The following is a 12,945-nucleotide window of genomic DNA, read 5'->3' as shown; positions in this document are numbered from 1 at the left end:
CCGCATGCCGGGCGGGGCGTCAGGGTGGGAGTCGGTCAGGGGCTGGACGATGCCTGGCGAAGGCACAAGTACGGTCACACTTCAGCGACATGAGGTTCACGCAAGATTTACTTTCCGGTGGGTGCACGCGCGTAGAGTGCCCGCGAGCATAGGGTCCATGAATCTCAGGGGACTCCGGCTGAGCCGGACGGGCAAGGCCAGCCGACCGCGGATAGCCGCGACGCTGGTGGCGGGGGCGCTGGCCGCGGCGGGGCTGGTGGGCGGCAGCGGAGCGGGCCCGGCGTCGGCCGACTCGCACAACTTCCAGCCGCCGAAGATCAAGCATGTCTGGATGATCATGCTGGAGAACAAGTCGTACGAGGCTTCGTTCACCGGCCTCAACCAGAACAGCTACCTGTGGAAGACCCTGCCGCAGTACGGCGAACTGCTGCGCCAGTACTACGGGACCGGGCACTACAGCCTGGACAACTACATCAGCGCGGTCAGCGGTCAGGCCCCGGCGCCTGCCACCCAGGGCGACTGTCCGCAGTACACCGACGTGGCGCCCGGTACGCCCGCCGCCGACGGCCAGATCCACGCGGCCTCGGGCTGCGTGTACCCGGACTCGGTGTACACGCTGTTCAACCAGCTCGACGACAAGAACGTCAGCTGGAAGGCCTACATGCAGGACATGGGCAACACCCCCGGCCGCGAGGACCCGTACAAGTGCGGCGTCCCCGGCGACCCGTCGGGCGCGGGCGTGGTGGACCCGGGAGGTGCGACGGCGCAGGACCAGTACGTGCCCAAGCACAACCCGACCGCGTGGTTCCACTCGCTGATCGACGACCCGCAGGAGTGCGCGCAGGTCGTCCCGCTGGACGGCCGCGCCGCCCAGCCGGGCCACGACGCGGTGAGCGGCCTGGCCCAGGATCTGCAGAGCGAGGCCAGCACGCCCGCGTTCTCCTGGATCACCCCGGACAACTGCTCGGACGCGCACGACTCCACCTGCAAGGGCGACAACGGCTCGGGTGACCCGAACAACCACCAGGGCGGCCTCTACGCCTCGGACCTGTTCCTGCAGAAGTGGATCCCGCAGATCATGGCCTCGCCGGCCTTCCAGGACGGCGGCATGATCGACATCACCTTCGACGAGGCGTTCCCGCCCTACAAGCTCTACGGCAACTCCACCGCCGACTACACCGGCAACACCGACCCGACGCTCAACACCCCCACCGACACCGCCCAGTCCGTGGTGGCCTGCTGCAACGAACTGCCCGGCCCGAACGTCACCCAGCCCGGTGACCAGGCCTTCGGCCAGGACACCACCCCTGGCGGCGGCATCACCGGCTCGGTGCTCATCTCCCGCTACATCAAGCCCGGCACGATCAGCGACCAGCCGTACAACCACTACTCGTGGCTGCGCAGCATGGAAGACCTCTTCCACGTCACCAAGGGCGGCACCGACGGCCACGGCCACCTCGGCTACGCCGCGACGCCGGGCCTGCGCCCGTTCGGCCCCGACGTCTACACCAACCCGAGCGGGCGGGCCATGCAGCCGGCCGCGATGGGCAGCAACGGCGTCTGGTCGGCCACCGCGCAGCAGCCGCAGGACCAGGCAGCCGTCGTGGCACCTGCCTTCACCGGCCCCACCGCCGTCGACGACAGCCTGAAGCCCGGAGCCGGCAAGTGACCGAGCGTTCCAGCAGCCGAGGCCGTGCCCCCCGTGGGCGCGGCCTCGGCCGTCGCCGTCCAGCGGCCGTGCTGCTCGTCCCGCTCCTGCTGCTGGCCGGCGCCGCCGGGTGCGCGAGTGCGGCGAAGGCACCGGACCTGGGACGGGTGCCGATCCCCAGCGCGCCGGCCGCACCGATCGTGCCCACCGCCGTCCCCGGACACGCGCAGCTGGTCGCCATGGGCGACGCCGTCCACCTCGACCTGGGAGCCCAGCAGGGCGAGATCACCGCAACCGGGCCCGACCTGGCGGTCACGGCCCCCTCGCCGGGCGCCGCGCCGCCGACCCAGTCCCCGGGCACCGTCACCGTGCGGCTGCACGTCCTGACGGGAAGCCAGCAGCTGAGCGCACAGGACCTGGTGGCCACCGACGAGCTGGGCCGGAGCATCCCGGTCACCGTGGACGCCGCCTCGGTGACCGCCGTGCCCGGACGCGACGGCGTCCTGCACCTCTCCGGGACCTTCGCGGCCGGCCACTCCACGCTGACCTGGAACAACGCGGGAAGGCCGCTTGCCACCTGGGATTTCGAGGTCGAACTCGACTGAACGGCTGCGGTCGGCCGCGTTGGCCCATGACCGCGGCCCGTGCGTCCTCCGCCGCCTGGGCCGGCTCCTCGACCGGATGACCGCGAACCACCTCATGGGTCCTTCTGATCTGCGGCCGTCCGGCTTCCGCTCCTATGGTTGAACCACACGACCGCGGCGAGCCTGAGGCGGACTGGCATGACGGATCCGGGTATCGACTACGCGGCGGTGTTCCAGGCGCTGCCCGGCATGGTGGCGGTGCTGACTCCCGAGCTGGTGTACGCGGACGTGAACGAGGAGTTCGTGCGTATGTCGGGCCGTACGCGCGAGCAGCTGGTGGGCCGGCAGCTTTTCGACGTCTTCCCCGACAATCCGAACGACCCTGCGGCGACGGGCGCCCGGAACCTGGAGGCGTCGCTCAAGCGGGCGCTGGAGAGCGGTGAGCGCGACGCCATGGCGTTGCAGCGGTACGACGTCGAGTCCGTGGAGCGGCCGGGGGAGTGGCAGGAGCGCTACTGGAGCCCGGTCAACGCGCCGGTGTTCGGGCCGGATGGCCGGGTGGTGCTGCTGGTGCACCGGGTGGAGGAGGTCACCGAGCTCATCAGGGCCCGCGGTGGCCCGAAGGGCAGCCGGGCCCGGGTGCTGGAGGCCGAGCTCTACACCCGGGCCCGCGAGCTGCAGGAGCTCAACGAGCGGCTGCGGCAGGCCCACGCCCGCGAACGCGAAGTGGCCCTGGCTCTGCAGGAGGCGATGCTGCCCGCCCCCAGGCGGGTCGGGCACCACCGGGCCGCCGTGCGCTACCGGCCCGCCGTCGGTGCGCTGAACGTGTGCGGCGACTGGTACGACCTGGTCGACCTGCCCGGTGACCGCATCGCGGTCGCCGTCGGAGATGTGGTGGGCCACGGCCTTCGGGCCGCCTGCGTCATGGGCCTGCTCCGCAGCGCGTTGAGCGCGGCCTCGCTCGTCGCCGACGGCCCCGCCCGCGCGCTGGAGGTCCTGGGCCTGTACGCACGCTCGGTCGAAGGCGCCGAGAGCACCACGGCGGTGGAGGCCTACATCGACTGGGACACCCACACCCTCGCCTACAGCAGCGCAGGACATCCCCCGCCCGCACTGCTGCACACCGACGGCAGCGTCGAGTTCCTGGACCAGGCCACCGACCCGCCGCTCGGCGCGCGCCCTGAGCACGTCCCCCGCCCCCAGGCCACCACCGCGTTCCGCGAGGGCGACACGCTCGTGCTGTACACGGACGGCCTGATCGAACGCCGACGCGAGGACATCGACACCGGCCTCGCCCGCCTCGCCGCCTCCCTGGTGCGCCACAGCGGGCTGGCCCTTGAGGCCCTCGCCGATGCCCTGCTGCTCGACCTTCTCCCGGCGGGCGGTGCGACGGACGACACCGCCCTGGTCATCGTCCGGCTCTGACGCCAGGGCTTACCGGTGAACCCCGGGGGTGGGCGGTGAGCACCGGGGCCGGCGAAAATGATCGTGCTGCCGCTCGCTCCGGCGGCTACTGTGGCGCGGCGACCATGAGCGAGGAGGGGCAGATGACGGTTCATCTGATCGGTGGTGGGTGGAACGAGGCGGCGTACGGGCAGGTCTACGGGCCGTTCCTCGCGCAGGCCGGCCCCGATCCGGCGGTGGCCTGCATCTACCTCGACGAGGGCGACGGCCCGGAGCAGGCTGCCCGCTGGGCGGACGCGCTGCGCAGGACGGCGCCTTGCCGCCCGGAAGCAGTGCTGGTGCCCATCGGCGGGTCGCTCGACGCGTCGGTCCTGGATTCGGTCGACGCTGTCCTTGTCTGCGGCGGCCTGACCCCGGCCTACCAGGACGCGATCGCCGAACCCCTCGCCGCGTACCTCGCCCGCCGCCCGCTCCCGTACGCGGGCTTCTCGGCGGGCGCCGTGATCGCCGCCCGGCGTGCCTTGGTGGGCGGTTGGCTCTCGGACGGCGTGCGGGTCTGCCCGGAGGAGACCGCCGAGGACCTGGAGGAGATCGAGGTCCGCCCGGGGCTCGGCCTGGTCGAGGTCACGGTGGACGTGCACGCCGCCCAGTGGGGCACCCTGCCGAGGCTGATCGAGGCGGTGGCGCGGGATCTGACAACCTCCGGCGTCGCGATCGACGAGGACACCGTGCTGGCCGTGGACGGCACCGAGGCCGAGGTCCGCGGCCTCGGCCGGGTCCACCTGGTGCGGGCCGGCGTCCAGGGTGTCACGGTGCGCGCGTACCGCGCCGGTGAGCGGCTCCGGCTCGGCCAGGTGCGCTGAGCAGGGAGGTCGGTGACTGGCTGAAGCGATCGTTCGTTTCCGGGCGAACGCAACCGGCATCTCGGCGGAGCACGTCTCGAGGTGTGACGACGTCAGAAGCCGTTGTCTCGGAGTCCTTAGGCGGTCGGACCGTCCGGCCGAGAGAACCAGGAGCCGTTCCGTGTCGGATGAGATCACTGCGCATCCCGTCGCCTGGCCACCCGCCCCGATTAAGACTGCGCGGCTCGTGCTCCGCCAGTCCGAGGCCCGGGACCGTGCTGCGCTGATCGAGCTGGCCGCCTCGCCAGAGGTGGGCACCTACGTCGGTGGCGCCCGGCCGCGTGACGAGCTCGAGCGCGCGATGCCCGAGGTGCCCGGGCGGCGCTTCGGCTTCTTCGTGGTCGAGCTCGACGGAACAACGATCGGTGTCATCACGCTCGATCGGCGCGACCCGGAGCGTAAGGGGCACATCCGTCCAGAGGGTCTGGAGCCCGAGCTCGGGTACATGTTCCTGCCGCAGGTGTGGGGACGCGGGTACGCCACCGAGGCGTGCGCGGCGGCGCTCGACTGGTTCGTCGACGCGCATCCCGGAGAGCCGGTGGTGCTCTCCACGCAGACCGCCCACGAGGCCTCGATGAGCGTCGCGGCGAAGCTGGGGTTCACCGAGGTGGAGCGTTTCGAGGACTACGGCGCCGAGCAGTGGCTCGGCGTGTGCTCCCGGGCACGCTGAGCCTCACGCACCGGACACCTCGGGTGGCCGTCCCGGTATCCCCCAAGATCAGTCGCGAGTCCGCCCGTTAGGGTCGCAGATATGACAACACCCCTCGCCGGCAGTGCCTTCGACTCGCTCCGCCTGGACGCCGTGCCCGACCAGGAGACGCTGCGCCGGGCCTACGAACTCCCCGGCGAAGCGGCCGTGCGCAAGCAGATGACCGAGCTCACCGAGCAGACCCGGCGGTTGATCGGCTGCTCGCCGCTGGTGTTCATCGCCAGCGCGGACGCCGAGGGCCACTGCGACGTCTCCCCGCGCGGCGGCCCCGCCGGGTTCGTCGCCGTCCTGGACGAACGGACGGTGGCGATACCGGACGCGACCGGCAACAAGCGTCTGGACACCCTGCAGAACGTCATCGCCACCGGCTGGGCCGGACTGCTCTTCGTCATCCCGGGGCGCACCACAACCCTCCGAGTCAACGGCAGGGCCTGCGTCTCCACTCGCCCGGACCTGCTGTCGCAACTGACCGCCGTGGGAAAGCCACCGGCCAGTGCGCTGGTGCTGGGGATCGAAGAGGTCTACCCGCACTGCCCCAAGTCGCTGCTGCGCAGCGCAGCCTGGAAGCCGGAGCAGTGGCTGCCGGCGGACGCCCAGCCGGCCTCGGCCGAGGTGATGCTGGCCCAACTGCGGATGCCGGAGCTGACGATCGCCGACATCGAGCAGGCGGAGGCGGACTCGCTGAAGTACCGCTACGCGTAACGGCCTGACTCAGCCTCCACGGCCCGGCCGCCGACGTGTGAGCGGTTGAGCTGACGGGCTGCGCCGGGGGCGGGAGGGGTCATGACAGCTGCGGGCGGAGATCAGCCCGACGGTCTGTCGGTTCCGCCGGACGTCCGGGCGCGGGCTGCCTCCTGGCAGCAGCGACGCCCGGACGAATCCGGCGTACTACCGATGCTGTCAGCGCTCGGCGGCCTGCACCGTGTGCCGCAGGAGCAGCGCGGTGGTGACCGGGCCCACGCCGCCCGGCACCGGGGTGAGCGCGCCGGCGGTCTCGGCCACGGCCGGGTCGACGTCGCCGGCCAGTCCGCCGTCCTCGGTCGGGTTGGTGCCCACGTCGATCACGGTCGCGCCGGGGCGCACGTGTGCGGGGGTGATCAGGGCGGTCCGCCCGACGGCGGCGACCAGGACCTCGGCGGTGCTGGTCAGCGCGGCCAGGTCGGTGGTGCGGGAGTGGCAGACCGTCACGGTGGCGTTGCGGTCCAGCAGCAGGTGCGCGGCGGGCTTGCCGACCACGGTCGAGCGGCCGACGACCACGACGTGCTTGCCCTGCAGCTCGACCTCGTAGTGGTCGAGCACGGCCAGCACGGCCTCGGCGGTGGCCGGGGCGAAGGCGGAGAGGCCGGCGGCGAGGCGGCCCAGCGAGAGCGGGCTCGCGCCGTCCACGTCCTTGGCCGGGGCGATCGCACCGGCCAGCTCCTCCAGCCGGGCGCCGCTGGGCAGCGGGGTCTGCAGCATCAGACCGTGCACGCCGTCGTCGGCGGAGAGCCGCTCCAGGGTGGCGGTGATCTCCGCGGCGGAGGCTGCGGCGCCGAGGTCGACGATGTCGCAGTCGATGCCGACCTTGCCGGCGGCCTTGGCGATCGAACGGACGTACCAGGCACTGGCCTCGTCGTCGGTCGCGGTGACCACGGCGAGCTTGGGGGTGCGGCCCTGCTCGGTGAGCTTGGCGGCGCGCTCGGCGACGTCGGTACGGATCCGGGTGGCGAGCGGGCCGCCGGCGAGAACGTTCGCGGTCACTTGGTGATCTCCTTGCGCACCGCACTGGTGACGGCCTCGGCCGCGGCGGCGATCTGGTCGACATCGGCGGTGGCGGCGAGCAGTTCGGCACGCACCGCCTCGTCCTTGATCCCGCCGAGGTTGATCTCGACGTTGACCCGGGCGGTGGTGGCTGCGGCGCGGGCCGCCTCGGTGGCGGCCGCGACGTCGGTGAGGACGTTGCGGTTGCCGATCGGCGCCAGCTCCTCGCCGAGCTCGACCAGGCGACGGGCGGCCGCGATGGTGGCGGCGGGCGGCTGGGCGGCGCCGACCAGGGCCCGGGCGATGGCGGCCGAGCGGGCCGCCTTCTCCTCGTCGGTGGCCTTGGGCAGCTTGTAGGCGTCGGTGACAGCGGTGAACGCGGCGGCGTCCTCCTCCGCGAGGCGCAGCGCGGTGGCGCCCAGCTCCTCGGCCTCGGCGAGGATCCGGGTGATCGCGTCCTCGACCTCGGCGTAGCGCTCGCCGGTGCTGTAGCGGGCCACCATGCTCAGCAGGGCGGCGCTCTGCGCGGCGTGCAGCGCGGCACTCGCGCCACCGCCGGGCGCGGGCACCCGGGCCCCCAGTTGCCGCAGGAACTCGCCGATCGTCAGGTCGCGCATCTGTCTCCCTCAGGGAGTCGGTGTGTCGTGGGGAGGGCGGGTGCGCGCGGCACTGCGGGCAGCGCCCCGGGGCATGATTCTACGCACCCCGGTTTCCGCTGGTTCGTCCGGCGACCGCGCCGCGCCCACCCGCCCGGGCTGACGACGCGTCAGAACGCGTGCTGCCCGGGCCGGCGCCGGCGGACCGGCGGCGGGGCTGCCGCCCTCGTCGGTCGCAGACGTCCCACTCCCACCAACGAACCGCTCAGAGGCCCTGCCAGACGGGCTTGGCCGCGTAGGTGTCGCGGAAGTAGTCGGCGAGCTTGAGGCCCGACGCCGCCGCCTCGTCGACGACGACGGTGGCGTGCGGGTGCAGCTGCAGGGCCGAGGCGGGCACCATCGCGGACAGCGGGCCCTCCACGGCGAGGGCGACGGCCTCGGCCTTGGCCTCGCCGGTGGCGAGCAGCACCAGGTGGCGGGCCTCCAGGATGGTGCCGATGCCCTGGGTGAGCACGTGGTGCGGGACCTCGTCGAGGCTGTCGAAGAACCGGGCGTTGTCCTCGCGGGTCTGCCGGGTCAGCGTCTTGATGCGGGTCCGGGAGGCGAGTGACGAGCAGGGCTCGTTGAAGCCGATGTGGCCGTCGGTGCCGATGCCGAGCAGCTGGAGATCGACACCGCCGGCCTCGGCCAGCGCGCGGTCGTACTCCGCCGCGGCGGCGGCGATGTCCGGGGCGTTGCCGTCGGGGCCCAGGAAGGACGCCTCGGTCAGCCCGAGCGGCTCCACGACCTCGCGCAGGACCACCGAGCGGTAGGACTCGGGGTGGCCGGCCGGGAGGCCGACGTACTCGTCCAGCTGGCAGATCCGCGCACGGGAGGCGTCCACGCTGCCGTCCGCCACGCGCGCGGCGAGTGCCTGGTAGATCGGCGTCGGGGTCGAGCCGGTGGCCACGCCGAGCAGTGCGTCGGGCTTGGCGATCAGCAGATCGGCGATCGCCGTGGCGATGAGGCTGCCGCCGGCGACGGCGTCGGGCACGATCACGATTTCCATGCTGGTCCACCATTTCTGGAATCGACGTGGAGGTCTAGACCATTCTGTCGTGAATCCCTCCCTCAGGTCCATTCCGCTCGCCTGCCGTGCCCTGCCCGGACGCGATCGTGTCCGATTCGTCGCCGACGACGCCGCGGGCCGCCGCCTGCTCGCAGAGGTTCCACAGCGGCCGGATCAGCGCCGTGTCGAAGAGGTCCAGGACGCGGGGGAGCGGGCCCTCCTCGTGGTGATGTAGGGCCGACCAGAACAGGTCGCCGGGCGTCGCGTTCCGTGGCGCGTACACGCGGTAGGCGTAGCGGCGGCCGTCGACGCCGGCCAGCTCGACCAGCCAGCATTCGGCCACCGGATCTGATGCTTCGTCAACGGTGAAGCAGAGTACGGCTCGTGGCAACGGGTCTCCCTCCCCGGGCGGTGCGGCCCCGACAGGTTCGACCAGCACCGCGCCCGGAAGGTTGTGCCGCGGCGGCCAGGTTCAGGCCGCCACGTGCGGGACACCGGACGGGACGGCCGCTGGGGTGGCGCCGGCGGAGGCCGGTGTCGCGGCCGCGCCGGACGTGCGGGCCAGCCGGCGCACCTCCGGCACGGCCAGCACCACCAGCGAGAGCAGGGTCATCACCGCGGCGCACGCCCACAGCGCGCCGTCCAGGCCGAGGCCCCCGGCCAGTGGGCCGGCCACCGCCGTGCCGATCGGCGCCAGCGCGACCGAGCCGCACCAGTCGTAGGCCGCCACCCGGGAGAACTTCTCGGCCGGGATCTCCTGCTGCAGCGCGATCATCCAGCAGACGCCGAAGAGCGTCCCGCCGGTGCCGGAGGCGAACATCGCCCAGGCCAGTACGGGCAGCGGCGCGGCGCCCGCCAGCGCGACCGCCGGCAGGGCGAAGAGCAGCACGCCGACGTTGCCGGCCAGCAGGATCCGGCGCGGCTGCCAGCGCACCATCAGCAGGCCGCTGGCCACCAGGCCGGCCCCCATCGCGGCGTTCGCCAGACCCCAGGGTCCGGCGCCGCCGAGCCGCTGGTCGGCGGCGATCGGGCCGAGCACCGACTCCGCCGCGAACAGGCAGGCGTTCACCACGCCGTACTGGACCACCACCGTCCACAGCCAGCGGCGCGAGGTGAACTCGTGCCAGCCGTCCCGCAGGTCGGCGAGCATGCCAGGGCCGGGTTCGCGCCGGGGCAGCGGGGCAGGCGGGCGCAGGAAGAGTCGCAGGGCGCCGGCGGCGGCGAAGCAGACCGCGTCCAGTGTGAGCACCCAGCCGGGCCGACCGCCGCCACCAGCGCGCCGCCCAGGGCCGCGCCGCCGATCAGCGAGGAGTTCAGCGCGGTGCGGAACAGCGCGAACGCCCGCGGGGCCTGCTGCTGGTCGACCGACTCCATGATCACGCCCTCGGCCGCCGGGGCGAAGAACGCCTGGCCCACCCCGCCCGCCGCCGAGAGCAGCACCAGCTGCCAGAGCCGTACCGAGCCGGCCAGCACCAGCGCGGCCAGCACGCCCTGGGAGAGCGCGTTGCCGACGTTGGCGGCCACCATCACCCGGTGCCGGGGCAGCCGGTCGGCGACCGCGCCGCCGATCAGCAGGAAGACCAGCGTGGCCAGCAGCCGGGCGCCGGTGACATAGCCGATCTCGGTCGCGCCGCCGCCCATGTGCAGCACCGCGAAGGCGGTCGCGATCGGGGCACCGGCGTTGCCGAGGCCGCTGACCACCGTCGCGCCGGTCTGGATCAGGTAGCTGCGCCCGGCCCAGGCGAAGCGACCGGTTGTCGTCGGGTCTTCGTCGGTTCGGTACGCCACCCGCTCGACTATGACGGTGGCACAGGCCTGTGTCCACGGTGCGAACGACCTTCGCTCGACCCGTTTGCCCGACGAGTGTGCTGCTCGCAGGGGTCGCGGCGGCTCCCGGTGGCCGCCGGGAGTTCAGCCGAGGTGGCCGCGGAGGAAGCTGAGCGTCCGCCGCCAGGCGATCTTGGCCTGGAGGTCGTCGTAACTGCCGGGCCGGTTCTCGTCGTTCATGAAGGCGTGGCCGGCGGGGTAGAAGTGGAACTCGGGACGGCGGTCGGTGGCCTCGCCGATCAGGATCGCCGCCTCGTCCACGACGTCCTGCGGCAGCGAGCGGTCGCGCTCGCCGAAGTGGCCCAGCACGTGCGCGGTCAGGCCGCGGTAGTCGTAGCCCGGCTCCCGGGGGAGGCCGTAGAACGGGACCACGGCGGCCACCCGGTCGCCCTCCAGCGCGGCCAGCCGCAGCGCGAAGCCGCCGCCCATGCAGAATCCCGCCACCGCCACCGCGTCCCCCTCCAGCGCCGGGTGGCCGAGCAGGAAGTCGACGGCGCCTCGTAGGTCGCGCACCGCGCGCTCGGCCGGGAGCCTGTGGAGCAGCTCGGCGGCCTCGGCGCGGTCGTGCGTGACGGCGCCGCCGTAGAGGTCGGGGGCGAGGGCGACGAAGCCCTCGGCGGCGAAGCGGTCGACCAGGTCCGCGATGTGGGCGGTGAGCCCCCACCACTCCTGGACGACGAGCAGGCCGGGCCCGTGCCCGCTCGGCGGCAGCGCCAGGTACCCGTGGGCTCGGCCTCCGCCGCTGGGGAAGGTGACGTTCTGTCGGGCGTTGCCAGGGTGGGCGGCGGCGGAGTCGGCCATCGAGCTTCTCCCGGTGAGCCGCGCGAGCGGCGGAGCGGCGGCGCCGCGCGGTGCGCGAGCGGCCGGGCCTGGCGGCCCGCGGGCACGATGCTATGCGGGCGGGGAGGCGAGTGTCCGTCAGTCCCGTTCAGCCGTGGGCGTGTCGTGGATCACTCCGCCCGCGCCGCGGCGGCTCAGCCCATCTCCTCCAGGGCCCGGCCGCGGGTCTCCTTGATGAACAGGACCACGAAGGGGATGGAGAGCAGCGCGAAGCAGGCGTAGATGACGTAGGTCGCCGACAGGTTCCAGTCGGCCAGGTCCGGGAACGTGACGGTGATCGCCCAGTTGGCCAGCCACTGCGCCGAGGCCGCCACCGACAGCGCCAGCGCGCGGATCTTGTTCGGGAACATCTCGCCGAGCAGCACCCAGACCACCACGCCCCAGGAGAAGGCGAAGCAGAGCACGAAGACGTGCGCCGCCACCAGTGCCACGGTGCCCTGCAGGCTGGGCAGCGTCGCGGTGGTGCCGGTCCCGCTGCGGTAGGAGAACGCCCAGGCGGCGGTGGCCAGTGCGGCGGTCATCCCGATCGAGCCCGCCAGCGCCAGCGGCTTGCGGCCGATCCGGTCCACCAGCACCATCGCGATCACCGTCCCGATCACGTTGACGATCGAGGTGGAGAGGCTGATCAGCAGCGAGTTGCTCTCGTTGATGCCGACCGACTGCCACAGGATGGACGAGTAGTAGAAGATCACGTTGATGCCGACGAACTGCTGGAAGACCGAGGCACCGATGCCGATCCAGACGATCGGCAGCAGCCGGAACGGGCCGCTCGTGAGGTCCTTCAGCTTCGGCTTGTGGGCGGTGTCCAGCACCGCCCTGATCTCGGCCATCCGGGCGTCCAGGTCGCCCCCGGTGCCCTCGACCTCCGCCAGGACGCCGCGGGCCTTGTCGTCGCGGCCGATCGAGATCAGGTAGCGCGGCGACTCCGGGATGGCCAGCGCCATCGCGCCGTAGATGACAGCCGGAATGGTCTCCACCCCGAGCATCCACTGCCAGGCCTGGATGCCGCCCAGGTGGCCGGTGGACTCACCGCCGGCCGCCGAGTTGAGGGCGTAGTTCGCCAGCTGCGAGATGGTGATGCCGAGCACGATCGCCATCTGCTGGAAGGAGGCGAGCCGGCCGCGGTAGGCGGTCGGGGCGACCTCGGCGATGTAGGTGGGGGCGATCACCGAGGCGATGCCGATCGCGACACCGCCGAGCACCCGCCAGGTGGCCAGCACCTGGATGCTGGGCGGGAACATCGAGCCGACACCGCTGGCCGCGAAGAGGACCGCGGCCAGCAACATGGTCTTGACCCGGCCCAGGTGGTCGGCCAGGCGCCCGGCCGCGACGGCGCCGGCCGCCGAGCCGAGCAGGGCGATCGCCACGACGAAGGCGGTCTCTCCGCTGCCCACGTTGAAGTGCTTCTGGATGCCGGTGACGGCGCCGTTGATGACCGCGCTGTCGTAGCCGAACAGGAAGCCACCCATGGCCGCGGCCGCCGAGATGAAGACGACGTGGCCGAGGTGGGAGTGGTCCGCCGACGGTGCTTGCTGAGTGGTGGACAGGGCAGGCTCCCGGGGTGCGGCCGACTGGGCGAGACGATCTCCATCAGACCAGGCGCCTGCCCGACTCATCCGCAATGAAACCGGTATGACGCCATGTCGC

General features: G+C 72.7%; 13 protein-coding genes and 1 pseudogene. 6 read left to right on the top strand and 8 right to left on the bottom strand.

Going from position 1 to position 12,945, the window contains the following annotated elements; genetic code table 11:
- The first annotated feature begins 157 nt into the window (after nt 1-157).
- The 6 genes from BS80_RS03630 to BS80_RS03605 all read left to right on the top strand — a co-directional run bounded on the left by BS80_RS03630 (nt 158) and on the right by BS80_RS03605 (nt 5,949).
- Nucleotides 158-1,669 carry an alkaline phosphatase family protein gene (locus tag BS80_RS03630; protein ID WP_198045416.1) on the top strand — a complete coding sequence of 504 codons (1,512 nt, stop codon included), beginning with the start codon at nt 158-160 and terminating at the stop codon, nt 1,667-1,669.
- Complete coding sequence (locus BS80_RS03625) at nt 1,666-2,253, top strand: hypothetical protein (protein ID WP_157535840.1); 588 nt, start codon at nt 1,666-1,668, stop codon at nt 2,251-2,253. Before BS80_RS03630 ends, BS80_RS03625 begins: the two co-directional genes overlap by 4 nt.
- Before the next feature lie 177 nt (nt 2,254-2,430).
- Nucleotides 2,431-3,657: a PP2C family protein-serine/threonine phosphatase gene (locus BS80_RS03620; protein ID WP_035792458.1), complete on the top strand. Its 1,227-nt coding sequence runs from the start codon at nt 2,431-2,433 to the stop codon at nt 3,655-3,657.
- 122 nt (nt 3,658-3,779) lie between these two features.
- Nucleotides 3,780-4,499, top strand: a complete 720-nt coding sequence (locus BS80_RS03615) for a Type 1 glutamine amidotransferase-like domain-containing protein (protein WP_035792455.1) — start codon at nt 3,780-3,782, stop codon at nt 4,497-4,499.
- Nucleotides 4,500-4,659: 160 nt separating this feature from the next.
- Entirely contained in the window at nt 4,660-5,208 is a 549-nt protein-coding gene (locus tag BS80_RS03610; RefSeq protein WP_051965851.1) for a GNAT family N-acetyltransferase, read from the top strand.
- An 81-nt stretch (nt 5,209-5,289) separates the two neighbouring features.
- Complete coding sequence (locus tag BS80_RS03605; RefSeq protein WP_035792453.1) at nt 5,290-5,949, top strand: MSMEG_1061 family FMN-dependent PPOX-type flavoprotein; 660 nt, start codon at nt 5,290-5,292, stop codon at nt 5,947-5,949.
- Nucleotides 5,950-6,147: 198 nt separating this feature from the next.
- On the opposite strand, the gene BS80_RS03600 is transcribed toward BS80_RS03605, so the two are convergent.
- The 8 genes and pseudogenes from BS80_RS03600 to BS80_RS03570 all read right to left on the bottom strand — a co-directional run bounded on the left by BS80_RS03600 (nt 6,148) and on the right by BS80_RS03570 (nt 12,914).
- A complete protein-coding gene (locus tag BS80_RS03600) occupies nt 6,148-6,987 on the bottom strand; it encodes a bifunctional 5,10-methylenetetrahydrofolate dehydrogenase/5,10-methenyltetrahydrofolate cyclohydrolase (protein WP_035792446.1) in 840 nt (279 codons plus the stop codon).
- On the bottom strand, nt 6,984-7,604 hold the full coding sequence (locus BS80_RS03595; RefSeq protein ID WP_035792444.1) for a cyclodeaminase/cyclohydrolase family protein: 621 nt from the start codon (nt 7,602-7,604) through the stop codon (nt 6,984-6,986). Before BS80_RS03595 ends, BS80_RS03600 begins: the two co-directional genes overlap by 4 nt.
- A 244-nt stretch (nt 7,605-7,848) precedes the next feature.
- On the bottom strand, nt 7,849-8,631 hold the full coding sequence (locus BS80_RS03590) for a glucosamine-6-phosphate deaminase (protein WP_035792442.1): 783 nt from the start codon (nt 8,629-8,631) through the stop codon (nt 7,849-7,851).
- A 34-nt stretch (nt 8,632-8,665) separates the two neighbouring features.
- Nucleotides 8,666-9,022: a hypothetical protein gene (locus BS80_RS03585; RefSeq protein WP_157535837.1), complete on the bottom strand. Its 357-nt coding sequence runs from the start codon at nt 9,020-9,022 to the stop codon at nt 8,666-8,668.
- An 81-nt stretch (nt 9,023-9,103) separates the two neighbouring features.
- Nucleotides 9,104-9,880: an MFS transporter gene (locus BS80_RS43765; RefSeq protein ID WP_332262142.1), complete on the bottom strand. Its 777-nt coding sequence runs from the start codon at nt 9,878-9,880 to the stop codon at nt 9,104-9,106.
- A gap of 62 nt (nt 9,881-9,942) precedes the next feature.
- Nucleotides 9,943-10,281: pseudogene (locus BS80_RS43760) on the bottom strand (MFS transporter); the annotation flags it as partial.
- Nucleotides 10,282-10,542: 261 nt separating this feature from the next.
- Nucleotides 10,543-11,259, bottom strand: a complete 717-nt coding sequence (locus tag BS80_RS03575; protein WP_035792438.1) for a dienelactone hydrolase family protein — start codon at nt 11,257-11,259, stop codon at nt 10,543-10,545.
- A gap of 173 nt (nt 11,260-11,432) precedes the next feature.
- On the bottom strand, nt 11,433-12,914 hold the full coding sequence (locus BS80_RS03570; protein ID WP_083974149.1) for a sugar porter family MFS transporter: 1,482 nt from the start codon (nt 12,912-12,914) through the stop codon (nt 11,433-11,435).
- Nucleotides 12,915-12,945: the final 31 nt, after the last annotated feature.

The sequence above is a fragment of the Kitasatospora mediocidica KCTC 9733 genome (assembly GCF_000744225.1).
GTDB classification, from domain to species: Bacteria; Actinomycetota; Actinomycetes; order Streptomycetales; family Streptomycetaceae; genus Kitasatospora; species Kitasatospora mediocidica.
This window is presented reverse-complemented; position numbering and strand designations above follow the sequence as displayed.